The 24,581-nt window shown below is 60.6% G+C and carries 24 protein-coding genes; 17 read left to right on the top strand and 7 right to left on the bottom strand.

What is annotated here, in order from left to right; all coding sequences use genetic code 11:
• Positions 1-2: 2 nt before the first annotated feature.
• The 7 genes from QK296_RS01600 (at position 3) to QK296_RS01570 (ending at position 5,523) form a co-directional block, all read left to right on the top strand.
• On the top strand, positions 3-923 hold the full coding sequence (locus QK296_RS01600; RefSeq protein ID WP_003195655.1) for a LysR substrate-binding domain-containing protein: 921 nt from the start codon (positions 3-5) through the stop codon (positions 921-923).
• A gap of 169 nt (positions 924-1,092) precedes the next feature.
• Positions 1,093-1,473, top strand: coding sequence for a helix-turn-helix transcriptional regulator (locus QK296_RS01595; RefSeq protein ID WP_032900943.1), 381 nt, complete (start codon positions 1,093-1,095; stop codon positions 1,471-1,473).
• Positions 1,470-2,774 carry a type II toxin-antitoxin system HipA family toxin gene (locus QK296_RS01590; protein ID WP_282390526.1) on the top strand — a complete coding sequence of 435 codons (1,305 nt, stop codon included), beginning with the start codon at positions 1,470-1,472 and terminating at the stop codon, positions 2,772-2,774. The genes QK296_RS01595 and QK296_RS01590 overlap by 4 nt, the downstream gene beginning before the upstream one ends.
• A gap of 195 nt (positions 2,775-2,969) precedes the next feature.
• Positions 2,970-3,461 (top strand): 5-(carboxyamino)imidazole ribonucleotide mutase, encoded by a 492-nt coding sequence (purE, locus tag QK296_RS01585; RefSeq protein WP_003195648.1) that lies wholly within the window; start codon positions 2,970-2,972, stop codon positions 3,459-3,461.
• An 11-nt stretch (positions 3,462-3,472) separates the two neighbouring features.
• A complete protein-coding gene (locus tag QK296_RS01580) occupies positions 3,473-4,558 on the top strand; it encodes a 5-(carboxyamino)imidazole ribonucleotide synthase (protein WP_003195644.1) in 1,086 nt (361 codons plus the stop codon).
• Between the two features lie 105 nt (positions 4,559-4,663).
• Positions 4,664-4,909, top strand: coding sequence for a GlsB/YeaQ/YmgE family stress response membrane protein (locus QK296_RS01575; protein WP_005792540.1), 246 nt, complete (start codon positions 4,664-4,666; stop codon positions 4,907-4,909).
• A gap of 77 nt (positions 4,910-4,986) precedes the next feature.
• Complete coding sequence (locus QK296_RS01570) at positions 4,987-5,523, top strand: DUF3299 domain-containing protein (protein ID WP_003195640.1); 537 nt, start codon at positions 4,987-4,989, stop codon at positions 5,521-5,523.
• Positions 5,524-5,638: 115 nt separating this feature from the next.
• On the opposite strand, the gene QK296_RS01565 is transcribed toward QK296_RS01570, so the two are convergent.
• Both QK296_RS01565 and QK296_RS01560 read right to left on the bottom strand, forming a co-directional pair.
• Positions 5,639-6,538, bottom strand: coding sequence for a D-hexose-6-phosphate mutarotase (locus QK296_RS01565; protein WP_003195637.1), 900 nt, complete (start codon positions 6,536-6,538; stop codon positions 5,639-5,641).
• A 58-nt stretch (positions 6,539-6,596) separates the two neighbouring features.
• A complete protein-coding gene (locus QK296_RS01560; RefSeq protein WP_003176975.1) occupies positions 6,597-7,001 on the bottom strand; it encodes an acyl-CoA thioesterase in 405 nt (134 codons plus the stop codon).
• Between the two features lie 561 nt (positions 7,002-7,562).
• Between QK296_RS01560 and QK296_RS01555 the strand changes: the two genes are divergently transcribed.
• The 7 genes from QK296_RS01555 (at position 7,563) to QK296_RS01525 (ending at position 17,114) form a co-directional block, all read left to right on the top strand.
• Complete coding sequence (locus QK296_RS01555; protein ID WP_282390554.1) at positions 7,563-8,843, top strand: MFS transporter; 1,281 nt, start codon at positions 7,563-7,565, stop codon at positions 8,841-8,843.
• A gap of 186 nt (positions 8,844-9,029) precedes the next feature.
• Positions 9,030-10,016: a phosphate ABC transporter substrate-binding protein PstS gene (locus QK296_RS01550; RefSeq protein WP_003195633.1), complete on the top strand. Its 987-nt coding sequence runs from the start codon at positions 9,030-9,032 to the stop codon at positions 10,014-10,016.
• Positions 10,017-10,500: 484 nt separating this feature from the next.
• Entirely contained in the window at positions 10,501-12,534 is a 2,034-nt protein-coding gene (locus tag QK296_RS01545; RefSeq protein ID WP_169855745.1) for an ABC transporter permease subunit, read from the top strand.
• Positions 12,535-12,549: 15 nt separating this feature from the next.
• Positions 12,550-14,220 carry a phosphate ABC transporter permease PstA gene (pstA, locus tag QK296_RS01540; protein ID WP_003195629.1) on the top strand — a complete coding sequence of 557 codons (1,671 nt, stop codon included), beginning with the start codon at positions 12,550-12,552 and terminating at the stop codon, positions 14,218-14,220.
• A 164-nt stretch (positions 14,221-14,384) separates the two neighbouring features.
• Entirely contained in the window at positions 14,385-15,218 is an 834-nt protein-coding gene (pstB, locus tag QK296_RS01535; protein ID WP_003195626.1) for a phosphate ABC transporter ATP-binding protein PstB, read from the top strand.
• A gap of 70 nt (positions 15,219-15,288) precedes the next feature.
• On the top strand, positions 15,289-16,050 hold the full coding sequence (gene phoU / locus QK296_RS01530; protein WP_003195624.1) for a phosphate signaling complex protein PhoU: 762 nt from the start codon (positions 15,289-15,291) through the stop codon (positions 16,048-16,050).
• Positions 16,051-16,214: 164 nt separating this feature from the next.
• On the top strand, positions 16,215-17,114 hold the full coding sequence (locus QK296_RS01525) for a response regulator (RefSeq protein ID WP_003195622.1): 900 nt from the start codon (positions 16,215-16,217) through the stop codon (positions 17,112-17,114).
• Between the two features lie 132 nt (positions 17,115-17,246).
• On the opposite strand, the gene QK296_RS01520 is transcribed toward QK296_RS01525, so the two are convergent.
• From QK296_RS01520 to phoB, 3 genes are all read right to left on the bottom strand, one after another.
• Positions 17,247-18,587, bottom strand: coding sequence for a hemolysin family protein (locus QK296_RS01520; RefSeq protein ID WP_003195620.1), 1,341 nt, complete (start codon positions 18,585-18,587; stop codon positions 17,247-17,249).
• A 257-nt stretch (positions 18,588-18,844) separates the two neighbouring features.
• Positions 18,845-20,131 carry a phosphate regulon sensor histidine kinase PhoR gene (gene phoR / locus QK296_RS01515; RefSeq protein ID WP_186354319.1) on the bottom strand — a complete coding sequence of 429 codons (1,287 nt, stop codon included), beginning with the start codon at positions 20,129-20,131 and terminating at the stop codon, positions 18,845-18,847.
• A 95-nt stretch (positions 20,132-20,226) separates the two neighbouring features.
• A complete protein-coding gene (gene phoB / locus QK296_RS01510; RefSeq protein ID WP_003195617.1) occupies positions 20,227-20,916 on the bottom strand; it encodes a phosphate regulon transcriptional regulator PhoB in 690 nt (229 codons plus the stop codon).
• 152 nt (positions 20,917-21,068) lie between these two features.
• Here phoB and QK296_RS01505 point away from each other — a divergent pair, with 152 nt between their 5' ends.
• The gene (locus QK296_RS01505) at positions 21,069-21,446 is read left to right on the top strand and encodes a hypothetical protein (protein WP_003195615.1); all 378 of its coding nucleotides are present in this window, start codon (positions 21,069-21,071) and stop codon (positions 21,444-21,446) included.
• A gap of 122 nt (positions 21,447-21,568) precedes the next feature.
• On the opposite strand, the gene ubiA is transcribed toward QK296_RS01505, so the two are convergent.
• The gene (ubiA, locus tag QK296_RS01500; RefSeq protein ID WP_094774010.1) at positions 21,569-22,459 is read right to left on the bottom strand and encodes a 4-hydroxybenzoate octaprenyltransferase; all 891 of its coding nucleotides are present in this window, start codon (positions 22,457-22,459) and stop codon (positions 21,569-21,571) included.
• The gene (locus tag QK296_RS01495; RefSeq protein WP_003195610.1) at positions 22,459-23,022 is read right to left on the bottom strand and encodes a chorismate lyase; all 564 of its coding nucleotides are present in this window, start codon (positions 23,020-23,022) and stop codon (positions 22,459-22,461) included. The genes ubiA and QK296_RS01495 overlap by 1 nt, the downstream gene beginning before the upstream one ends.
• A gap of 195 nt (positions 23,023-23,217) precedes the next feature.
• On the opposite strand from QK296_RS01495, the gene QK296_RS01490 reads away from it, so the two are divergent.
• The gene (locus QK296_RS01490) at positions 23,218-23,385 is read left to right on the top strand and encodes a rubredoxin (RefSeq protein ID WP_002555879.1); all 168 of its coding nucleotides are present in this window, start codon (positions 23,218-23,220) and stop codon (positions 23,383-23,385) included.
• 36 nt (positions 23,386-23,421) lie between these two features.
• Positions 23,422-24,570 carry an FAD-dependent oxidoreductase gene (locus QK296_RS01485; RefSeq protein ID WP_003195591.1) on the top strand — a complete coding sequence of 383 codons (1,149 nt, stop codon included), beginning with the start codon at positions 23,422-23,424 and terminating at the stop codon, positions 24,568-24,570.
• Positions 24,571-24,581: the final 11 nt, after the last annotated feature.

Below are 24,581 nucleotides of genomic sequence, written 5' to 3'. Positions count from 1 at the left end.
TGATGAACCTTGAGAGCAAGTGGTTGGAAGACTTCAGCGCCCTGGCGGCGACGCGTAGTTTTTCCCAGGCGGCTGAGCGGCGCTTTGTCACCCAGCCGGCGTTCAGTCGGCGTATCCGCAGCCTGGAAGCCGCGTTGGGGCTGACGCTGGTCAACCGTTCACGCACGCCGGTGGAGCTGACAGCGGCCGGGCAGTTGTTTCTGGTGACGGCGCGCACGGTGGTCGAACAGCTGGGCGAAGTGCTGCGCCATTTGCATCATCTGGAAGGCGGGCAGGGCGAAGTCATGCAAGTGGCGGCCGCCCACTCCCTGGCCTTGGGGTTCTTCCCACGCTGGATCGCGCAGTTGCGCAACGAAGGGCTGAACATTGCCACGCGGCTGGTGGCCACCAACGTCGGCGACGCCGTGCACGCCCTGCGCGAAGGCGGTTGCGACCTGATGCTGGCGTTCTATGACCCGGACGCGGCGATGCAAATGGACGCCGAGATTTTCCCGTCGCTGCACCTGGGTAACACCGAAATGCTCCCGGTGTGTGCCGCCGATGCCGATGGCAAGCCGCTGTTCGACCTGGAAGGCGAGGGCAGTGTGCCGCTGCTGGCCTACAGCGCCGGCGCGTTCCTGGGCCGCTCGGTGAATTTGCTGCTGCGCCAGCGGGCCCTGCGCTTTACGACCATTTACGAAACCGCCATGGCCGACAGCCTCAAGAGTATGGCGCTCGAAGGCCTGGGTATCGCCTGGGTACCGCAGTTGAGCGTACGTGCAGAGTTGGCACGGGGCGAACTGGTGGTGTGCGGCGGGCCGCAATGGCATGTGCCGCTGGAGATTCGCTTGTATCGCTGCGCGTTGGTGCGCAAGGCGAATGTGCGGTTGTTGTGGCGCAAGCTGGAAGGTGGGGCAGCGCAAGGAGATCGAGGTCTCGCTTGAATGAAATTGAGTGGTTTAGTGCTCAATAAATCGATTTTTATCATGTTTTGATCATTTTTCTGCCCAAAAAGTATTGTTCAATACGTGATCACTTGCCGGGATAAATATTGGCTAGAATACTGATCAGAGGTTTGTGTAAATCCATCTTTTGATCAGGAAACTGCACAAAATGCGAATGACGACGATGAGTGAGCAAGCTATCGCACAAACGATTGGCTCGCGCGTTGAAGCCTTGAGGGTGAAGAAGAACATCAATCAGGAAACGGTTGCCGAGGAGGCGGGTATTTCCCGCACGACGTTACGGCAGTTGATGGCGGGCAAGGGCACCTTGCTCAATCTGATTGCGGTATTGCGGGTGATCGGGGAACTGGATCGGTTGAGTTCTCTGGTCGAGGAGGTGCGTTCAAGCCCCATCCAGATGGCGAAAATGGCTGGGAAAAAACGTCAGCGCGCCTATACCACCCGCAAAGACTCATCCGAAACCACCTCTATACCGGGCCAGAAAAAGCGCCTTGTGCCCGACGCAGTCAAAAAGGACACCCGTTGGTGATTGCACAGATCTATTTATGGGGTTTATACGTCGGAGCGCTCAATTGGGACGAGACAACCCAGGTGGGCGAGTTCGAGTTTTCACCCGAGTTTGTCTCCACGGGGCTTGAGATCTCGCCCATTCACATGCCCGCCCGCGCCGAGTACACCTACGCATTCACCAACCTGAACCGGGAAACCTATAAGGCGCTTCCGGCGATTTTTGCCGACTCGCTTCCGGATGACTTCGGTAATGCCTTGATCAACGCATGGTTGGCGCAGCAGGGTCGCGACAAGCTTTCGTTCACGCCGGTGGATCGACTCCTCTACCAAGGTAATCGCGGCATGGGCGCGCTGGAATATCGGCCGGCCATGAACACTGAGGCCAATGAGGCCGAAACCATCGAGGTCGCGGCGTTGGCCCAGTTGGCTGGGGAGGTGCTCTCGGGGCGCCAAAGCCTGGAGGACCGGCTGACATCCAATGACCCTAGCGTGGACGACGCCGCGTTGCAGCGCTTGATCCAGGTGGGCACAAGTGCCGGTGGCGCTCGCGCAAAGGCGATCATTGCCATCAATCGCGAAGGGCATATCAGGTCAGGGCAGGTTCCAGCGCCCAAAGGCTATAGCTACTGGTTGCTCAAGTTCGATGTCGCAAAAAACACCGACGTGCTTGCCGATAGCCAGGGGTTTGGTCGCATTGAATATGCCTACCACCTGATGGCCAGGCAAGCCGGTGTGGTAATGACTGAGTGCCGTCTGCTTGAAGAGGGCGGGCGTGCTCACTTCATGACCAAGCGATTCGACCGCACCGATGAAGGTGACAAGATTCACACCGCGACCTTGTGTGCACTGGATCATGCCGACTACAAAAAACCAGGTGAGTACTCCTACGCCGAGGCTCTGAACGTGTTCAGGGCGCTGAAACTGGGGCGTCGGGAGGCGGAGCAGTTTTTCAGGCGCATGGTGTTCAACGTGATCGCCCGAAACCAGGACGACCACACCAAGAACATCAGCTTTTTACTGGACACTGACGGTACCTGGTATTTGTCGCCTGCCTATGACGTTACCTGGTCCTACATGCCTGGAAACTTCTGGGTCGACAGCCATCAGATGAGTATCAACGGTAAGCGCGACAATTTTGTGGTGGCTGACCTGCTCAGTGTGGGCAGCCAGATCAAAGGGCTGAAGGCCAAGCAGATCATCCGCGAGGTGCATGAAGCGGTGATGCAATGGCCCGTGATCGCTGCAAAAACGGGGGTCTCGTCGGTCATGATCGATGCCATTGCCAAGACCCATCGAATGGACCTCGCGCCTGACTCTTAAGTCAATAAAACCGCCACTTTGCGCCGCTAGACAGATGGTCATCCCAGGGGCTGTTTATCTGGATTATTACGGTATACTGCGCGGCCTTCGGCCGGTCCAACCGGCCTTAATTCGTACACCAAGCCACGCCGGTCTCCCGCGTGGCTTGTTGTTTTTTGACGCGCCTGCGGGCGCCCAGAGAGAAGAGGCACGACGATGAGTGCATTGGTTGGCGTGATCATGGGCTCCAAGTCCGATTGGTCCACCCTTAGCCACACCGCCGATATGCTGGAAAAACTCGGCATTCCGTACGAAGTGAAGGTGGTCTCCGCCCACCGCACCCCGGATTTGCTGTTCCAGTATGCCGATGAAGCAGAATCCCGTGGCATCGAGGTGATCATCGCCGGTGCCGGCGGCGCTGCGCACTTGCCTGGCATGTGTGCGGCCAAGACTCACCTGCCCGTGCTTGGCGTGCCGGTGCAGTCGTCGATGCTCTCGGGCGTGGATTCGCTGTTGTCCATCGTGCAGATGCCGGCCGGCATCCCGGTGGCAACCCTGGCGATCGGCAAGGCCGGCGCGATCAACGCAGCCTTGCTGTCGGCCAGCATCCTGGGCGCCAAGCACCCGCAGTTTCATGCGGTGCTGAAAAAATTCCGTGCTGAGCAGACAGACAGCGTGCTGGACAATCCAGACCCACGCATCGCCTGAGGTTGTTATTGATGAAGATCGGTGTAATCGGTGGCGGCCAACTGGGCCGCATGCTGGCTTTGGCGGGTACGCCGCTGGGGATGAACTTCGCTTTCCTGGACCCGGCGCCGGACGCCTGCGCTGCGGCCCTGGGTGAACACCTGCGCGCTGACTACAGCGACCCGGACCACCTGCGCCAACTGGCCGATGAAGTCGACCTTGTGACCTTCGAATTCGAAAGCGTCCCGGCTGAAACCGTGGCCTTCCTGTCGCAGTTCGTGCCGGTGTACCCGAGCGCCGAAGCCTTGCGCATCGCTCGCGACCGCTGGTTCGAAAAGAGCATGTTCAAGGACCTGGGCATTCCGACACCCGCCTTCGCCGATATCCAGTCCCAGGCCGACCTGGACGCCGCAGTCGCCAGCATCGGCCTGCCGGCGGTGTTGAAAACCCGCACCCTGGGTTACGACGGCAAGGGCCAGAAAGTCCTGCGCACCGCCGCCGATGTGGTCGGTACCTTTGCCGAGCTGGGCAGCGTCGCCTGCCTGCTGGAAGGCTTTGTGCCGTTCACCGGCGAAGTGTCGCTGATCGCCGTGCGGGCCCGTGATGGTGAAACCCGCTTCTACCCGTTGGTGCACAACACCCACGACAGCGGCATTCTCAAGCTTTCCGTGGCCAGCACCGACCACCCGCTGCAGGCCCTGGCCGAAGATTATTCCAGCCGCGTCCTCAAGCAACTGGATTATGTCGGCGTGATGGCGTTCGAGTTCTTTGAAGTCGACGGTGGCCTGAAGGCCAACGAAATCGCCCCGCGTGTGCACAACTCCGGGCACTGGACCACCGAAGGCGCCGAGTGCAGCCAGTTCGAAAACCACCTGCGGGCGGTGGCGGGCTTGCCGTTGGGCTCCACGGCCAAGATCGGCGAGAGTGCCATGCTCAACTTCATCGGTTCTGTGCCGCCAGTGGAGCGCGTGATGGCGATCAAGGATTGCCACGTGCATCACTACGGCAAGGCCTTCAAGGCCGGGCGCAAGGTCGGCCACGCCAACCTGCGTTGCAAGGACCGCGCGACGCTGCAGGCGCAGATCCTCAAGGTTGAAGCGCTGATCGCCGAACAATAAGCCTGGCCCTGGCGGGAACCATTGGGGTTCTGCGTCTCTCTGATTGCAGGATGCCAAAGCCTGACTAGGCTTTGGCATGACTCATACCAATCAGAGGGAAATGCCATGGGTATCATCGGAACCATCTTTATCGGCTTGATCGTCGGCCTCCTGGCGCGCTTCCTCAAGCCTGGCGACGACAGCATGGGCTGGATCATGACCATCCTGCTGGGTATCGCCGGTTCCCTGGCCGCGACCTACGGCGGTCAGGCCCTGGGGATCTACCAGGCAGGCCAGGGCGCAGGTTTCATCGGCGCGCTTGTGGGTGCCATCGTGTTGCTGGTGATCTACGGCCTGATCAAAAAGAAGTAATCAGCCGACAAAGTCCTCTGCGCTGCGCAGGCGCAGAGGGCTAGAATGCTCGGCACTTGTATTTGCCGAGCCTCTCCATGCGCCGTCTTCTGTTAACGCTTCTTCTGCTGGGCTCTGGCCTGGCGCACGCTGGCGAACTGCCGGAAACCGACTGGCTCGACCTGATGCCGCTGTCGGATCAGAAAGCCCTCGAGGCCATGCCCGAGATCGACCACAACTCCCCCGAAGCCCAAGGCACGTTCACCGAAAAGGGTGGCTTGAAGCAGAGCAAAGGTTTGCCTGCGGTGATGTATTCCACCAAGACCGTAGCGGCCATGAACGGCAAGAATATCCGCATTGGTGGCTACCCGGTGCCGCTTGAAACGGACGCCAAGGGCCGCAGCACGCTGTTCTTCCTGGTGCCTTACCCGGGCGCCTGCATACACGTGCCGCCACCGCCGCCTAACCAACTGGTGCTGGTGCGCTATCCCAAGGGGCTGAAGCTGGATGATATCTACACGCCGCTGTGGGTCACGGGCACGTTGAAGGTGGAGAAGGTCAATAACGACTTGGCGGATGCCGCGTATGCGCTGGAGGCGGGGAAGGTGCGGGTAGTAAAGGAATCTGATCTCTAACTGGCGCTACCAATCTCTGTGGGAGCTGGCTTGCCTGCGATGCAGACGACTCGGTGTGTCAGTTGCACTGAGGCGATGCTATCGCAGGCAAGCCAGCTCCCACATTTGATTGGGTTTACAAGGCCAGGGCCGTGATACGAACGCCCAAGGTGTGGCTTTCGCCGGGCGCCAGGTTCACCACATCATCCAGCACATTCGCTGTCTCGATGCACAACATACCCTGCCAGCCGTCATCGGCCATATCGTCGAAAGCCTTGGCGCGTTCGGTCCAGGGGTTCCAGACCACGGTGGATTTGGAGCCTTCGCTGGTGAGCTGGATACGGCGCTGCCAGTCGCTATCAACGATATTCAACTGTGCAGGCGTATTCAGGTAAATGCGGTCTGTCTCGGCGCGAAAGTGCAGCAGCCCGGCTTGCTGCTTCTCGGCCCACCCATCGGCGGTATCGATGTAATCCACGCCATCCAGGCCCTCGACCTGCACCTTGCGCACATCGCTCACCGCGAAGTAGGTGTGCAATGCCTGGCTGAGGGTCACGGTGTCGGTGCCACGGTTGTGACTGGTCAGGCGGATATGCAGGTGATCGTCCAGCAGCAGGCTCAGCGTCAGGTCTACCTGATGGGGCCAGCCTGGAAAGCCGCCCGCCGGCACCGGCAATACCAGGTCCACTCGCAGCGTCTGGCCGTCGAGTTCGGTGGTGGCCAGCTCCCAACGCGCGGTGCGCACAAAACCGTGGGCGCCGGCAGGCTGATCGCTCTGGCGCATGGCTCTGACGCTTTGCGGGTTGCGGTCGAACACCCCAAACCACGGCCAGCACACCGGTACGCCGGTACGAATGCCTTTGCCCTGCTTGAACACGGCCTCAGGGTTCGGCCAGATCAGCGGCTGTTCGCCCTCGCGCTGGTAACTGAAGATATGCGCACCCTGTTGGGCCACCATCAGCTCGGCACCGTTGTGGCGGATGCGCCAGCAGTCCAGCTCGTCGATTTTTACCGTCTCAACGTGGGGCGTAGGCATGACAAAGCTCTCTTAATGGCAGGCAATGGGGCAATTGACCGTTAAAACCCGGCGAGGTTTAACGCGCCCGTGACGGTACCGAACGCGTGCGGCCGCTGCCATCGATGGCGACGAACACAAATACGGCTTCGGTCACCTTGCGCCATTCGCTGGACAACGGATCGTCGCTCCACACTTCGACCATCATCTGGATCGAGCTGCGGCCGATTTCCAGGGCCTGGGTATAGAAGGAAAGCTGCGCACCCACGGCCACCGGCACCAGGAACGCCATGCGATCAATCGCCACGGTGGCCACGCGCCCACCGGCGACCTTGCTGGCCATTGCCGTGCCCGCCAGGTCCATCTGCGCGACCAACCAGCCGCCGAAGATATCGCCAAAGCCGTTGGTTTCACGCGGAAGCGCGGTGATTTGCAGGGCGAGATCGCCTTGCGGGATAGGATCTTCTTGTTCGAGTTCGATCATGCCGGGGGTGCCTCTGACCCGTGACTCTTGGACTATGTAATCGGTGAATAGCCGTCTTGGAAAAACGATTCAGCCCCGAACATACTACGTTCGTCACGTTTTTCGAAAGGCGCCTTGAGGGAAACTCTGCGAAATCGGCTGGCCGGTGCCAACGACGGTTTCGCGCAACTTCCACGCAATAGACAGGTGCAGGGCTGGGAGTATATCGGTCGATAGCCTGCGCGACGACCATCTGCTCCTGATTTTGTGCATCTATATAGACGAGTTTCCAGGCGTCAAAAAATTGGCCAAAACGGTCATTCAAGTTGAGGGGTTTGACCATTGTTTCTTTTTAGCGCTGGCCGTCAGTATCTGATGGCGTTTTCGGCCCCCCATAACAATTCGGAAAGGGAATAAGGCGCTTCGCAAGTGGGGATGCTTGCGAGGTGGCGCTGATGCGGCGCAAGGGTTTGGACTGTGCTTTTCCGGGCAATTTGCTATCGTGCCGGACCTGCCAGGCGCAAACCCACGCTGTTGCGGATTCCTGATCTGACTAATAAGAGAAGCCTTGCCATGACCACAGTGCCTTCAAGCATTGCGCCGCCCGCACGACCGCTTAACCGCAACGACTACAAAACCCTGTCGCTGTCTGCCCTGGGTGGGGCGCTGGAGTTCTACGACTTCATCATCTTCGTGTTTTTCGCCACCGTGGTTGGGAAGCTGTTCTTCCCCGTCGACATGCCCGAATGGCTGCGCATGATGCAGACCTTCGGCATCTTCGCCGCAGGCTACCTGGCCCGCCCCTTGGGCGGCATCATCATGGCGCACTTCGGTGACCTGCTGGGCCGCAAGAAGATGTTCACCCTGAGCATCTTCATGATGGCCGTGCCGACCCTGATCATGGGCCTGCTGCCCACCTACGCGCAGATCGGCCTGTGGGCGCCGGTCCTGTTGCTGCTGATGCGCATCATCCAGGGCGCGGCGATTGGCGGCGAAGTACCGGGCGCCTGGGTGTTCGTCTCCGAGCACGTGCCGCCGCGCCACATCGGCTACGCCTGCGGCACCCTGACCAGCGGCCTCACCGCCGGTATTCTGCTGGGCTCGTTGGTGGCTACCGCCATCAATAGCGCCTATACACCGGAACAGGTCTCTGATTACGCCTGGCGGATTCCTTTCCTGCTCGGCGGCGTATTCGGCCTGCTGTCGGTGTATCTGCGTCGTTGGCTGCATGAAACCCCGATCTTCGCCGAGATGCAGCAACGCAAGAGCCTGGCCGCTGAACTGCCCTTGCGCGCCGTGTTGCGCGATCACCGTGGCGCCATTGTGCTGTCGATGCTGTTGACCTGGTTGCTGTCGGCCGGCGTGGTGGTCGTCATCCTGATGACCCCGACCGTGCTGCAAACTATCTATCACTTCAGCCCCACGGTGGCACTGCAGGCCAACAGCCTGGCCATCGTGACCTTGAGCCTGGGTTGCATCGCCGCAGGTGCGCTGGCCGACCGTTTTGGCGCCGGCCGCGTGCTGGTCACCGGTTGCGCACTGCTGCTGGCGACTTCCTGGACGCTGTATCACAGCCTGATGGCCCACCCGGACTGGCTGTTCCCGTTGTATGCCTTGACTGGCCTGTTTGTCGGCACCATCGGTGTGGTGCCCTACGTGATGGTCAAAGCTTTCCCGCCGGTGGTGCGTTTCAGTGGCCTGTCGTTCTCCTACAACGTTGCTTATGCCGTGTTCGGCGGGCTGACGCCATTGGTGGTGTCGCTGCTGATGAAGGAGAGCCCGATGGGGCCGGCTTACTACGTGGCTATCCTCTGTGTGATGGGGATGGCGGTAGGCGGCTACCTGTGGAAACACGGCCGCTAAAACCCGCCTGATCACTGTGGTGGGGGAGTAGGCTGCCTCACCACAGTGAACGTGTTTGTTCTGTTTTTTACTTCGCTTCCCGATAGTGGCCTTTCATCTAATTGTCATATTTAAGACATAGAGTGTTCACACGGCCTGCCGATACTTGGCCCCGATCCAATTATCCCTATCTGCTAGGAGCAAGGCATGAAACTGAAACGTTTGATGGCGGCAATGACTTTTGTCGCTGCTGGCGTTGCGACCGCCAACGCGGTGGCCGCTGGTGTTGATCCGGCAATCCCGGCTTACGTCAAGACCACTGGTGTGTCGGGCAACCTGTCCAGCGTCGGTTCCGATACCCTGGCTAACCTGATGACCCTGTGGGCCGAGGGTTACAAAAAGGAATACCCGAACGTCAACATCCAGATTCAAGCTGCCGGCTCTGCCACTGCGCCACCTGCGTTGACTGAAGGCACCTCCAACCTGGGCCCGATGAGCCGCAAGATGAAGGACACCGAACTGGCTGCCTTCGAGCAGAAGTACGGCTACAAGCCAACGGCAATCCCGGTTGCGGTGGATGCTCTGGCGGTATTTGTGCACAAGGACAACCCGATCCAGCACCTGACCATGGAACAGGTCGATGCGATCTTCTCCTCGACGCGTCTGTGCGGCGCCAAAGCCGATGTGAAAACCTGGGGTGACCTGGGCGTGACCGGCGACCTGGCCAACAAGCCAGTGCAACTGTTCGGGCGTAACTCGGTATCCGGCACCTACGGCTACTTCAAGGAAGAAGCCCTGTGCAAAGGCGACTACAAGCCAAACGTGAACGAACAACCGGGCTCGGCTTCGGTCGTGCAGTCGATCAGCTCCTCGCTGAACGGCATCGGTTACTCGGGTATCGGCTACAAGACCGCCAGCGTGAAGACCGTGCCACTGGCCAAGAAAGGCAGCACTGACTACATCGAAGACTCTGAAGAAAACGCCCTGAACGGCAAGTATCCGCTGTCGCGTTTCCTCTACGTGTATGTCAACAAAGCCCCGAACAAGCCACTGGCGCCGCTGGAAGCTGAGTTCGTGAAACTGGTGCTGTCCAAGCAGGGCCAGGAAGTCGTGGTCAAAGACGGCTACATCCCACTGCCAGCCAAAGTCGCCGCCAAGGCCCTGGCTGACCTGGGTTTGAAAGAAGGCAACTAAGCCTGCGATACCTGATGTAGACGCATGCTTTTTTGTGGGAGCGGGCTTGCCCGCGATGCTGGCGACGCGGTTTAGCGTTGAAATCGTGTTGATGCCATCGCGGGCAAGCCCGCTCCCACATAAGCAGTCTGCATCCCTAATTTTTTATCCGCTGCCAGCCCTGCTTCGCGGCGGATTTGTTGCGTCACTGCACTGTCATCTTTCTGTCATACAGGATCGCTAGGGTGTGCGCATGAATGATCTGGCCAATTCCACCATGACGACGACTTCCCCTCCCAAGCGCATTGATTTCAATACGCCTGAGCTGCAACGCAAGCGCCGCATTCGCGCGCTCAAGGATCGCTTCACCCGTTGGTATGTGCTGGTCGGCGGCCTCGCCGTGCTGGCTGCCATTACCCTGATCTTCTTCTTCCTCGCCTACGTGGTCGCGCCCCTGTTCCAGGGCGCCTCGTTGACCAAGGAAGACGCGTTGACGCCCGCCTGGATGCAAGACGCCGGCAAGCCGTTGATGATTTCCCTCGAAGAACAGAACCAAGTCGCCATGCGGGTTTCCGACAAGGGCCAGGCGCTGTTCTTTGCCGTGGACACCGGTGCCGAGCTCAAGCGTGTCGACCTGCCGATTCCCGCCGGTACCAGCGTTGCTTCCATTGGTGAAGACCAGCCGGGCAGCCCGCTGGTGATCCTCGGCTTGTCCAATGGCCAGTCCCTGGTGTTCCGCCACACCTATAAGGTGTCGTACCCGGACGGCAAGAAAACCATCACCCCGGCAATCGAATACCCCTACGGCGAAACGCCGATCGTGCTGGATGACGCCGGTCGCGCTCTGGAACACGTCGCGCTCAACGCCACCGACACCTCGCTGGTGGTGGCAGGTTCCGCTGGTTCGCACTTGAACGTGCTGACCCTGAGCCGTGAAGAAAACATGATGACCGGTGAAGTCACCAGCGAGCAGAAACGTGTCGAGCTGCCGCAGATGACCGAGCCGGTGAAGGCGATCTTCATCGACCCACGCCAGCAGTGGCTGTATGTGATCAACGGCCGTGCCCTGGCCGACGTGTTCAGCCTGCGCGACAAGAGCCTCAACGGTCGCTACAAACTGCTGGAAGACGCCGACACCGAAATCACCGCCAGCACCCAGTTGGTTGGTGGTATCTCGCTGATCCTGGGTAACTCCAAAGGCGGCCTGGCCCAGTGGTTCATGGCCCGCGACCCGGATGGCGAACAGCGCCTGAAGCAGATCCGCACCTTCCAGATGGGCACTGCGCCCGTCGTCGAAATCAGCGCTGAAGAGCGCCGCAAAGGCTTCACCGCCCTGGATGCTGCTGGCCAGTTCGGCGTGTTCCACAGCACCGCCCACCGCACCTTGCTGGTGGACCCGGTGGTCGACGGCCAGGGCCTGTTCGGCATGTCGCCACGGGCCAACCGTGTGATCGTCGAGGCGGGTGGCAAGCTGCAACCGTTGCTGCTCGACAACCCGCACCCGGAAGTGTCGTGGAGCGCGTTGTGGAGCAAGGTCTGGTACGAGAACTACGACGAGCCTAAATACGTCTGGCAATCTACGGCCGCCAACACTGACTTCGAACCCAAGATGAGCCTGGCTCCGTTGACCTTCGGTACCTTGAAGGCTGCGTTCTACGCCATGCTGCTGGCGGCGCCACTGGCGGTTGCCGCAGCGATCTACACCGCTTACTTCATGGCACCGAGCCTGCGCCGCAAGGTCAAGCCGGTGATCGAGCTGATGGAAGCCATGCCGACGGTGATCCTCGGCTTCTTCGCCGGCCTGTTCCTGGCGCCGTATGTGGAAGGGCACCTGCCGGGCATTTTCAGCCTGTTGATGCTGTTGCCGATTGGCATCCTGGTCGCCGGCTTTGTCTTCAGCCGTTTGCCTGAGTCGATCCGCCTGCGTGTTCCCGATGGGTGGGAAAGCGCGATTCTCATCCCGGTGATCCTGTTCGTGGGCTGGCTCTCGCTGTACATGAGCCCGTACCTGGAAACCTGGTTCTTCGGCGGTGACATGCGCATGTGGATCTCCCACGATCTGGGCATTACCTACGACCAGCGCAACGCGTTGGTGGTCGGCCTGGCCATGGGTTTTGCGGTGATCCCGAACATCTACTCCATCGCCGAAGACGCCGTGTTCAGCGTGCCGCGCGGCCTGACCCTGGGCTCCCTGGCCCTGGGTGCCACGCCGTGGCAGACCATGACCCGCGTGGTCATCCTCACTGCCAGCCCTGGCATCTTCTCGGCGCTGATGATCGGTATGGGCCGCGCCGTGGGCGAGACCATGATCGTGCTGATGGCCACCGGCAACACCCCGGTGATGGAGATGAACCTGTTCGAGGGCCTGCGCACCCTGGCGGCCAACGTTGCGGTGGAGATGCCCGAGTCGGAAGTGGGCGGCAGTCATTACCGCGTGCTGTTCCTCTCGGCGCTGGTGCTGCTGTTATTCACCTTCATCATGAACACCCTCGCCGAGCTGATTCGTCAGCGTCTGCGCAAGAAATACTCGTCGCTTTAAGAAAGGTAGAAGTCTGTGAAACAGAACTCCCTGAATGGATGGTTCAAGAGCGGCGCCCCCGGCGTCTGGATCAGCGGTGGCGCGGTGTCCATCGCGGTCATCATGACCATTGGTTTGCTGGCTGTGATTGCGGTGCGGGGCCTGGGCCATTTCTGGCCGGCCGACCTGATCCAGGCCAACTACAACGTGCCAGGCCAGGCCAACCACATCGTGATCGGCGAAGTGGTGCAGAAAGAAGAAGTGCCGCGTGAGCGCCTGAAAAGCGCGGGCCTGCCGGTGCCGGACCAAGGCCCGGAATTCATGACCCGTGAGCTGATCAAGGTCGGCAACCGCGACCTGAACGGCAACGATTTCACCTGGATCGTCGGCGAGTGGCTGAAGGACCAGACCAAGCCTGCGAACCTGATGGCCATCGAGCGTCGTGAGTGGGGCAACTTCTACGGCACCCTGGTCAACGTCAAGCAGGATGGCAAGGTTATCGCTGAAGGCGAAGCTGCGTGGCCGGAACTGCAGGCGCGTGTCGAGCGTGTGAACAAGCTCGCCGCTCAGCTCAAGACCTTGGAAAAATCCGATATCGGCGCGATCAACGCCGGGCTGGAGCGCATCCGCCTGCACGGTCGCAAACTGGAACTGGAAGGCAAGCTCGACGCAGCCGCCCAGGCCGACATGGACGCCGACCGCGCTGAGCTGAACGCCCGCTACCAAGACATCGAAGCGCGCCTGGCCGACCTGCACGCACAGTTCAACCGCGACGCCCTCACCGCACGTGACGGCAACGGTAAGGAAGTGGAAATCGGTATCGGCAAAGTGGTGCACGCCTACCAGCCGAACGCCATGGGCACCATGACCAAAATCGGCTTCTACTTCAGCAAGGTCTGGGAATTCCTCAGTGATGACCCACGGGAAGCCAACACCGAAGGCGGGATCTTCCCGGCCATCTTCGGCACCGTGATGATGACCCTGATCATGGCAATGATCGTGACCCCGTTTGGCGTACTGGCCGCGGTGTACCTGCGTGAATACGCCAAGCAGAACACCTTGACCCGCATCATCCGCATCGCCGTGAACAACCTGGCCGGTGTACCGGCTATCGTCTACGGCGTTTTCGGCCTGGGCTTCTTCGTGTATGTATTGGGGGGCTCGGTCGACCGTCTGTTCTTCGCTGAAGCCCTGCCGGCGCCGACCTTCGGTACGCCGGGGCTGCTCTGGGCCTCGCTGACCCTGGCCCTGCTGGCGGTGCCGGTGGTGATCGTGGCCACCGAAGAAGGCTTGGCGCGCATTCCCCGCACTGTGCGTGAAGGCTCCCTGGCACTCGGCGCGACCAAGGCGGAAACGCTGTGGAAGATCGTGCTGCCGATGGCCAGCCCGGCAATGATGACCGGCATGATCCTCGCCGTGGCGCGTGCCGCCGGTGAGGTGGCACCACTGATGTTGGTGGGTGTAGTGAAGCTGGCGCCGTCGCTGCCGCTGGACGGTAACTATCCGTACCTGCACCTGGACCAGAAGATCATGCACCTGGGCTTCCATATCTATGACGTCGGCTTCCAGAGCCCCAACGTCGAAGCCGCACGGCCTTTGGTGTACGCCACTGCCTTGCTGCTGGTACTGGTGATCGCCACGCTCAACCTGTCGGCGGTGTGGATTCGTAACCACCTGCGCGAGAAGTACAAGGCGTTGGACAGTTAATGCGATCCAATGTGGGAGCTGGCTTGCCTGCGATGCAGACGACGCGGTGTATCAGTAAGACCGCAGTGATGCCATCGCAGGCAAGCCCGCTCCCACAGGCACAGAATTTGAGTAAGCCGCCCCGGCGGTTCAACGAAATGAATTGGTAGCACAGGGAGCATCCCATGCAACACGAAACCCAATCCCACGGCATCAACATGTCTGCCCTGGGTCGCGACAAGCAGAGCCTGAGCCTGGCCCAGGAAACCGTGGCCATCGAAGTCCCTGGCCTGAGCCTGTACTACGGCGACAAGCAGGCGTTGTTCGACGTCAGCATGAACATCCCCAAGCAACGCGTGACCGCCTTCATCGGCCCGTCGGGCTGCGGCAAGTCCACGCTGCTGCGAACCTTCAACCGCATGAATGACCTGGTGGACGGTTGCCGTGTAGAAGGTGCGATCAACCTCTACGGCACCAATATCTACCGCAAGGGCGAAGACGTGGCCGAGCTGCGTCGCCGCGTGGGCATGGTGTTCCAGAAGCCCAACCCGTTCCCCAAGACCATCTACGAAAACGTGGTCTACGGCCTGCGTATCCAGGGCATCAACAAGAAACGCATCCTCGACGAAGCGGTTGAATGGGCGCTCAAGGGCGCGGCATTGTGGGACGAGGTCAAGGACCGCCTGCACGAATCGGCACTCGGCTTGTCCGGCGGCCAGCAGCAGCGTCTGGTGATCGCCCGTACCATCGCCGTAGAGCCGGAAGTGTTGCTGCTCGACGAACCGTGCTCGGCCCTCGACCCGATCTCCACCCTGAAAGTCGAAGAGCTGATCTACGAGCTCAAGTCCAAGTTCACCATCGTCATCGTCACCCACAACATGCAACAGGCGGCGCGGGTTTCCGACTACACCGCGTTCATGTACATGGGCAAGCTGGTGGAGTTCGGTGATACCGACACCCTGTTCACCAATCCGGCGAAGAAGCAGACCGAAGACTACATCACCGGTCGCTACGGCTAGGAAGCTGTGGTTCTGATTGCACTGACGCTGCGGTTCTCCGCACCTTACCGGACGCTCCAAGGACGCCAACATGATTAGCAAAGAAGGCCTTACCCACCACATCTCCGCGCAGTTCAATGCCGAGCTTGAGGAAGTGCGCAGCCACCTCCTGGCGATGGGCGGGCTGGTGGAGAAGCAAGTCAACGATGCGGTCACCGCGCTGATCGAGGCCGACTCGGGCCTGGCCCAGCAGGTGCGTGAGATTGATGAGCAGATCAACCAGATGGAACGCAATATCGACGAAGAGTGCCTGCGCATTCTCGCCCGTCGCCAGCCGGCGGCCTCGGACCTGCGTTTGATCATCAGCATTTCCAAGTCGGTGATCGACCTGGAGCGCATCGGTGACGAAGCCACCAAGATTGCCCGCCGCGCCATCCAGCTGTGCGAGGAGGGTGAAGCCCCTCGTGGCTACGTGGAAGTGCGCCATATCGGCGATCAGGTGCGCAACATGGTGCGTGATGCCCTCGACGCCTTCGCTCGCTTTGACGCCGAACTGGCGTTGTCTGTGGCCCAGTACGACAAAATCATCGACCGCGAATACAAGACTGCGCTGCGCGAGTTGGCCACTTACATGATGGAAGACCCGCGCTCGATCTCGCGAGTCTTGAACATCATTTGGGTGCTGCGTTCCCTGGAGCGTATCGGCGACCATGCGCGCAATATCTCGGAACTGGTGATTTATCTGGTGCGCGGCACCGACGTGCGGCACATGGGCCTCAAGCGCATGAAAGCCGAAGTTGAAGGCACTGCTGATCTAATCCCTAATGTTTCGGGCGAATCTGACGATAAGTAAGGTTGCCCGAGAAATTAACGCCCGGCCTCTGGCCGGGCGTTTTCGTTTGTGGCATCTGAATTTTTTGCACAGCAGGCGCCATAAAGTCCTTCTGTGACCCGCGAGTTTTGGCAAAATGCCATCAGTCAGGCGTTTTGCAGACGTTTTTATAGGATGAAGGGTCGATGAGTAAAGTCAGTGTGTTGGTGGTGGATGACGCCTCGTTTATTCGCGACCTGGTGAAGAAGTGCCTGCGCAATTACTTCCCTGGGATCAAGATCGAAGATGCGGTGAACGGCAAAAAGGCGCAATCCATCCTGATGCGCGAAACCTTCGACCTGGTGCTGTGTGACTGGGAAATGCCGGAAATGTCCGGCCTTGAGCTGTTGACCTGGTGCCGCGAGCAAGCCCACCTGAAGGCCATGCCGTTCGTGATGGTGACTAGTCGTGGCGACAAGGAAAACGTGGTGCAGGCCATCCAGGCAGGCGTTTCCGGCTACGTCAGCAAGCCGTTCACCAACGAGCAGTTGCTCAACAAGGTCAAGCAGGCCCTGCACAAGATCGGTCGCCTCGATGCACTGATTGCCAGCGCGCCGACCAAGATGAACTCAGCCTTCGGCAACGACTCCCTGAGCGCCCTGACCGGCGGCAAACCCGAAGCGGTCAAGCCGGCCCCGGTGGCGGCGCCCAGCAAAGGCCTGCTCAACACCCCGCCCGTCAAGGCCCCCGCGGCAGCGGCGCCGGCTGGCAGTCGCGGTCAGGGCCAGTTGCGCCTCGCAAGCGGCACTCAGCAATGCGTGATCAAGGCCCTGAGCATCAAGGAGGCGTTGCTGGTGGTAAAGCGTGGCGAGGTCCTGCCTCAGGTACTGGAAAGCGCCGTGCTCGACCTTGAGCAGGGCGACAACGCCGAAGTCGCACGGCTCAACGGCTACCTGCACGCCATCGTCGCCTACGAGCCCAAGCCCGACAGCGACTGGTTGCAACTGACCTTCCGCTTTATCGACCAGGATGCGCAGAAGCTGGATTACATTTCCCGCCTGATCGCCCGTGGCACGGCGCAGAAGCATTTCGTGCCGGGTGCGTGACCCTTCAAGGCGACGCTTGGTCCATGTGGGAGCGGGCTTGCCCGCGATAGCAATCTATCAGTCAACGATGCGCTGGCTGACCCACCGCTATCGCGGGCAAGCCCGCTCCCACACACAGCACTGCGCCTGCAGTCAGTCCAGCAGCAGCACCTTGGCCAGTACGATCTTCGGCCCTTTCATCTTCTTGATGATGATCCGCAAGCCTTCCACTTCCAGCACTTCCTCTTCTTCCGGCACGCGCTTGAGCGTGTCGTAGATCAGGCCGGCCAGGGTTTCGGCTTCGATGTGGTCCAGGTCGACGCCCAACAGGCGCTCCACCTTGAACAACGGCGTGTCGCCACGCACCAGCAGTTTGCCGGGCTGGTAGGCGAGGATGCCGCGCTCGGCCTTGCGGTGTTCGTCCTGGATATCGCCCACCAGCACTTCCAGTACGTCTTCCATGGTCAGGTAGCCGATGATCTTGCCGTCGGCTTCTTCCACCAGGGCGAAGTGCGCGCCGCCTTTGCGGAACTGCTCCAGCAGTTGCGACAACGGCATATGCCGCGATACGCGTTCCAGCGGGCGGGTCAATTCGGCCAGGTTGAACGATTCGGGGATATGGTCCAGGGCCGCCAGCTCCAGCAGCAAATCCTTGATGTGCAACAAGCCGACAAACTCGTTGCGCACCGCGTCATACACCGGGTAACGGCTGAATTTGTGACGACGGAACAGCGCGAGGATTTCCTTGAGCGGGGCGTTGAAATCCAGGGTCACCAGGTCTTCCCGGGAGTTGGCCCAGTCCACCACTTCCAGCTCGCCCATTTCCACGGCGGAGGCCAGTACGCGCATGCCTTGGTCGCTGGGGTCCTGGCCACGGCTGGAGTGCAGGATCAGCTTGAGTTCTTCGCGGCTGTAATGGTGCTCATGGTGCGGGCCAGGCTCGCCTTGGCCAGCGATGCGCAAAATGGCGTTGGCACTGGCGTTGAGCAGGTAGATGGCCGGGTACATCGCCCAGTAGAACAGGTACAGCGGCACGGCCGTCCACAGCGACAGCAGCTCGGGTTTGCGGATCGCCCAGGACTTGGGGGCCAGTTCGCCGACCACGATGTGCAGGTAGGAAATCACGAAGAAGGCGGCAAAGAACGACACGCCCTTGATCACTTCCGGCGACTGCACGCCGACCGCGCCCAGCATCGGCTCGAGGATGTGCGCAAAGGCCGGTTCACCGACCCAGCCCAGGCCCAGGGACGCCAGGGTGATACCCAGCTGGCAGGCCGACAGGTAGGCGTCGAGCTGGCTGTGCACGGTACGCAGGATCTGCCCGCGCCAGCCGTTCTTATGGGCGATGGCCTCGACGCGGGTGGCGCGCAGTTTGACCATGGCAAATTCCGCCGCAACGAAGAAGCCGTTGAGCAGTACCAGGATCAGTGCAAAAAGAATCATGCCGAAATCGGCGAAGAGTGTAGCCAGGGTAATGCCAGGGGAAGGGTCCATGATGGGGTTTTGCAGGTTCCGTGTGTTCAATAAGGGGTGACAGGTGGGCCTGAAAGGCAGGCACAAGTCGGCCAATGTAGCGGCTGACGGGGCGCTTGCCTAGTGCCCGCTGCCGGGCGGGGCTGCAAAGTCGTGTCGCAGAGCCCGTGTGGGAGCTGGCTTGCCTGCGATGGCGGCCTGCCTGCTACCGATAATTTGGCTGACCCGCCGCCATCGCAGGCAAGCCAGCTCCCACAGTGGGCCGTGCTCACTTCCACTTAATCATCGGCCTCGACCGCTCGCGAACGGTTTACCTGCGCCGGCGGAAAGTGACAGGTAAAGGTACTGCCATGCCCCAGCACGCTGCTGATTTCCAAGCGGGCCCGATGGCGCAACAGCACATGTTTGACGATGGCCAGGCCCAGCCCGGTGCCGCCGGTATTGGAGTTACGGCTGGAATCGACACGGTAGAAGCGCTCGGTCAGGCGCGGCAGGTGCTTGGCGTCGATACCGATACCCGAGTCCTGCACACTCAGGTGTGCGCCATGCTCATCGGCCCACCAGCGAATGCGGATATTGCCCTTGTCCTGGGTGTACTTCACCGCGTTGAACACCAGGTTGGAGAAGGCGCTGCGTAGTTCGCCTTCACTGCCCTTGAGCAATACGGTTGGGTCGGCCTCCAGCGTGATCTGCTGCCCGCGTTCGCCTGAGAGCGCCTGGGCATCGTTCTTGATCGTCTGCAACAGGCTCTGCACAGCCACGGGGTGGTTGTCCGAGGGGTAGTCCGTGGCTTCAAGCTTGGCCAGCAACAGCAGGTCGTTGAGCAGGGTCTGCATGCGTGAGCCTTGCTGCTGCATCTGTTGCAGGGCGCGGCTCCAGCGCGGGTTGATCTCGTCGACATTGTCCAGCAGCGTCTCCAGGTAGCCGCAGATCACCGTCAGCGGTGTGCGAAGCTCGTGGGAGACGTTGGCGACGAAGTCTTTACGCATCTGTTCCAACTGATGGATACGGGTCACATCACGCACCAGCATCAAGTGTTCGTTGTTGCCGTAGCGCGTCAGGTACAACTGGATGCGAACGCGGTCGTTGGTAGGCGAGGGAATTTCCAGGGCTTCTTCGTAGTTGTCTTGCTCGAAGTATTCCTTGAAGCGCGGGTGGCGCACCAGGTTGGTCACCGGCTGGCCGCTGTCCTGGGGCGTCTTGAGGCCCAGTAGTGTCTCCGCGGCACGGTTCCACCATTCCAGGTTGCCGTCGCTGTCGAGCATGATCACCGCGTCCTTGAGCGCGGCGGTGGACTCCTGCACCCGGTCGATCACCGCTTGCAGCCGCCCGCGTACCCGTTGGTCGCGGCGTTGCAGGTGGTAGATGCTGTCGAACACCTCGCCCCACAGGCCGTAGCCATCGGGCGGTGCTTCATCGGGTTTGTGCTGGCGCAGCCATTCATGCAAGCGCAGCAACTGCTTGAGGGTCCAGCCCAGGTACAAGGCAATGCCCGCGGCCAGGCTCCAGCCGTAGTAGCCGCTGACCAGCCCCACCAACAGGCAGCCGGTGACCAGCAAGAGCATGTGGCGGATCAGGGTGCCATGCCAGTTTTGATTCACTTGAACATGCGTCCTTGTCAGCTGTTTAAGTCAGGCTATTGATTCACGAAACGGCTGGCTCAGCCTTTGGTAGAAAACCGATAGCCGGTGCCGCGCACGGTTTGTACCAGATTCTCGTACGCATCGCCCAAGGCTTTGCGCAGGCGGCGGATATGCACATCCACCGTGCGCTCTTCCACATAGACGTTGCCGCCCCACACCTGGTCGAGCAGTTGGCCACGGGTGTAGGCGCGCTCCTGGTGGGTCATGAAGAATTGCAGCAGGCGGTATTCGGTCGGCCCCATTTCCGCAGGCTTGCCGTCGATGGTCACGCGGTGGCTGATCGGGTCCAGGATCAAGCCGTCGACTTCGATAGGCGCTTCGCCATCGGTCGGGCCGGCACGGCGCAGCACGGCTTTGAGGCGTGCCACCAGTTCCCGTGGGGAAAACGGCTTGGTGATGTAGTCATCGGCGCCGACTTCCAGGCCCTGGATCTTGTTGTCCTCTTCGCCCTTGGCGGTGAGCATGATGATCGGGATATCCCCGGTCAGCTCGTCACGCTTGAGACGGCGGGCCAACTCGATGCCCGAGGTGCCGGGCAGCATCCAGTCGAGCAGAATCAGGTCCGGCTTGCGGTCGACGATAATGGCGTGGGCCTGCTGGGAGTTCTCCGCCTCCAGGCAGTCATAGCCGGCCATTTCCAACGCGACGGCGATCATTTCGCGAATGGGCGCTTCGTCGTCAACGATCAGAATGCTCCTGCCAACCATGCTCAATCCTCTTGTCATTTAACTGTCTTGCGCCGCATTAGATAACGGAATTATTGCAGTCGTGTGACAGTAATTTAGTCGCTTGGGCAATTAACGGCACTCTGGACTACCCTTTGGGTCCGAATCCTGACAACCACAAAAGGAAGGTTCCGATGACTTACAGCACTGTTTCCTGGAAAGCCCTGCTGGTATCTGCGGTGTTGACGCTGCCAGGCCTGGCGTTTGCGGCAGAGCCGGCGATGACCAAAGACGGGATGTTGGTGGATCACAAGGGGATGACGCTCTACACCTTCGACAAGGACGCTGATGGCAAATCAGTGTGCAAGGACCAGTGCGCGACCAACTGGCCACCGCTGAAAGCAGAATCCACCGACACCAAGACCGGCGATTGGACGGTGATCACCCGCGACGACCAGACCAGCCAGTGGGCCTACAAAGGCAAGCCTGTCTATACCTACAAGGACGACAAGAAAGCCGGTGACAAGACCGGTGATGGGAAGGGTAGCGTCTGGCACATCATCAAGCCTTAAGTCTGCGGCGCTGCTGAATCCATCGGGGGGCAAGCCTCTCCCAATTTTTTGATCTGCGAATACAGTCAAAATGTGGGAGCTGGCTTGCCTGCGATGGCGTCCCAACAGTCACCACAGAATCCTCAGCGAACCGCGTAATCCACCACAATCCCGATAAAAATCGCTAACCCGGCCCAGTGGTTATGCAAGAACGCCTTGAAGCACTTCATGCGGTCCCTGTCCCGTGTGTACCAGAACTCCCAGGCAAAACAGCCCGCTGCCGCCAGCAGCCCCAGGTGGAACCACCCGCCCAGCTCGAACCGCGCGCCGGCCAGCAACAGACACGCCAGCGCCAGGCCTTGCAACGTGAGGATGATCACGCGGTCGGCATCGCCAAATAGAATGGCGGTGGATTTCACCCCGATCTTCAAGTCGTCATCGCGGTCGGTCATGGCGTAATAGGTGTCGTAGCCCACCGTCCACAACAGGTTGGCGATGTACAGCAGCCACGCCGTGGCAGGCAAATGGCCGGTCTCGGCGGTAAACGCCATCGGCATGCCCCAGGAAAACGCCGCGCCCAGCACTACTTGGGGGTAATAGGTGTAGCGCTTCATGAATGGGTAACTTGCCGCCAGAGCCAGGCCGCCCAGGGAGAGCAGGATGGTGCTGGCGTTGGTCAGCAGCACCAGCAGGAAACTGATGCCCATCAGCACGGCAAAAAACACCAGGGCTTCTTTCGAACTGATCTTGCCGCTCACCAGCGGGCGTTGCTCGGTGCGTTTCACATGGCCATCGACCTTGCGGTCGGCCCAGTCATTGATCACGCAGCCGCCGGCCCGGGTGAGCACCACGCCCAGCACGAAAATCACGATATTGGTCAGCGACGGCGAACCCTTGCCGGCGATCCACAGCGCCCACAGTGTCGGCCACAGCAGCAGGTAGATGCCGATGGGCTTGTCCATGCGCGTCAACTGAATGAAATCCCAGGCCCTGGGGTTCAGGCGGTTCAAGGACTTGAGCAGACGTTGGTACATCAGCAGTTCTCCGGATGATCGTGCAACGCGTGCCAGAAACTCGGCAGAAAGACTTCCGCCACCAGCACGCTCAGCGCCCCGCGGTCGAAGCGCGAGCGGCGCGCCCACAGGTTATCGGCCTGGTCCGCTGTTGGCAGCCAGGCACGAGGGTAGTGACACACTTCAATAGCCTGGCGGGTAAAGGCGCGGTCGCAGAACAGCAACTCGCCCAGCGAACGGCTGCCCAGCTCGTCCATGTGCAGCCCGTCGCCCTGCAAGGCACTGCGGGCCGCCACGCTGCGGGCGAACACCCAAGGCTGGCCGTGCCCGCGCAAATACACCTCGCGTACCCAACCGATACTGGCCGGCGGCAGGTCCAGGGCGGCACATTCGTCGTCGCGCAACGGTTGCCAGCCTTCGAACAGCGGCGTCACGCTGAAACCCTCGTTGGAAAGCCACGTCAGCCGTCGCGTCAGCGAGCCTTCGTCAAACAGCCAATTGAGGGTCAAGGGCGTGGGCAAGGGGCTCAGAAGGCTCTGGGTCAGCCATTGGCAAGCATCGGGAAGGGCGATTGAGTGCGGCACGGTGAGTCAGTATTGGCAGCAAAAGAGGCCGCGAGCTTACCATGGCACCCTGGGCTTTTGCCGTGCCAAACCCGTCGTTTGCGTCGAACATGCTTGCATCTGCAGGCCCCGATCAGTACAAAACGCCCTGAGCCGCGCGGCAACGCTGGATCCATCGACCGCCGGCCAACACGCCTGAACCTGAGGAAGCACGTAATGAAGAAGTGGCAATGTATCGTCTGTGGCCTTATTTACAACGAAGCGGACGGCTGGCCGGATGACGGTATTGCACCAGGCACTCTGTGGCAGGACGTCCCGGAAGACTGGCTGTGCCCGGACTGCGGTGTGGGCAAAATGGATTTCGAAATGATCGAAATCGGCTAATCAACGAATTAAGAAACGTACTACAAGGAGAAGGGAATGAACGCACCTGTCGTGATCATCGGCACAGGATTGGCCGGTTACAACGTCGCCCGGGAGTTTCGCAAGCTCGACAGCGAGACCCCATTGCTGCTGATCACTGCCGATGACGGACGCTCCTACTCCAAGCCCATGCTCTCCACCGGCTTTGGCAAGAACAAGGAAGCCGATGGCCTGAGCATGGCCGAGCCTGGCGCGATGGCCGAGCAACTCAAGGCCCAAGTGCGCACCCATACACGCATCAGCGGCATCGACCCAGGCCACAAGCGTCTGTGGATCGGCGAGGAAGCAGTGACCTACCGCGACCTGGTCCTGGCCTGGGGCGCAGAAACCGTGCGCGTACCGGTCGAAGGCGATGCGGCTGAGTTGATTTTCCCGATCAACGACCTGGAAGACTACGCGCGCTTTCGTGCCGCCGCTGCCGGTAAACGACGCGTACTGCTGCTCGGCGCCGGCCTGATCGGTTGTGAGTTTGCCAATGATCTGATCCTGGGCGGCTATGAAATCGACTTGGTCGCGCCGTGTGAGCAAGTCATGCCGACCCTGCTGCACCCGGCGGCAGCCGCAGCGGTGCAAGCCGGGCTGGAAGGCATCGGCGCGCGTTTCCACCTGGGCCCGGTGCTCAATCGCCTGCAACGCACGGCTGATGGCCTTGAAGCGCACCTGTCGGACGGCGAAGTGATCCACTGTGACCTGGTGGTGTCCGCCATTGGCCTGCGCCCTCGCGTGGACTTGGCCGCAGCCGCCGGCCTGCAAATCAACCGCGGCATCATGGTGGACCGCCACCTCAAGACCTCCCACGCCAACATCTACGCCTTGGGCGACTGCGCAGAGGTTGATGGTCTGAACCTGTTGTACGTGATGCCATTGATGAGCTGCGCCCGCGCCCTGGCGCAAACCTTGGCCGGCAATGCCACGGCGGTGAGCTATGGGCCTATGCCGATCACGGTGAAAACCCCGGTGTGCCCGCTGGTGGTGTCTCCTGCGCCACGGGGCACCGAAGGTGTGTGGAGCGTCGAAGGGCAGGGTGCCGACATCAAGGCCCTGTGCCGCGATGCCAGCGGCCGCTTGCTGGGTTACGCACTGACAGGCAGCGCCGTCATGGAAAAACTGGCGCTGAACAAAGAACTTCCGCCGTTACTGGCGTAAATACCAGCCGT

Origin of the sequence: Pseudomonas sp. AL10 (assembly GCF_029960685.1) — a bacterium.
Lineage (GTDB): Bacteria > Pseudomonadota > Gammaproteobacteria > Pseudomonadales > Pseudomonadaceae > Aquipseudomonas > Aquipseudomonas lactis.
Note: the sequence above shows the minus strand (reverse complement) of the source record. Positions and strands in the feature narration are given on the sequence as shown.